Annotated in this window: 1 protein-coding gene; it reads right to left on the reverse strand. The window is 59.8% G+C overall.

The window, feature by feature from the left end; translation table 11 throughout:
* A partial coding sequence (locus tag FNJ47_RS48365; protein ID WP_163163766.1) for a transposase occupies positions 1–244 on the reverse strand: 244 nt, incomplete at both ends.

A 244-nucleotide genomic window follows, 5' to 3' on the forward strand; every position in this document is an offset into this window, starting at 1 on the left:
CCCCTTTTTTGGCGCCGGCAGCGTGCTGATGCGCCCGAACGATGGTGGAATCGACGATCAGATATTCGAAGTCCGGATCATCGGACATCGCCTCGAAGATCCGCCACCAAACACCCTTGATGCTCCATCGGCTGAAGCGCCGGAACACGCTGTTCCAATCGCCGAAGACCTCCGGGAGATCGCGCCAGGGAGACCCCGTACGCACGATCCACAGCACTCCTTCAACGAACATTCGGTTGTCGCG

It is taken from the genome of Bradyrhizobium uaiense (genome assembly GCF_010811875.1).
Taxonomy (GTDB): domain Bacteria; phylum Pseudomonadota; class Alphaproteobacteria; order Rhizobiales; family Xanthobacteraceae; genus Bradyrhizobium; species Bradyrhizobium uaiense.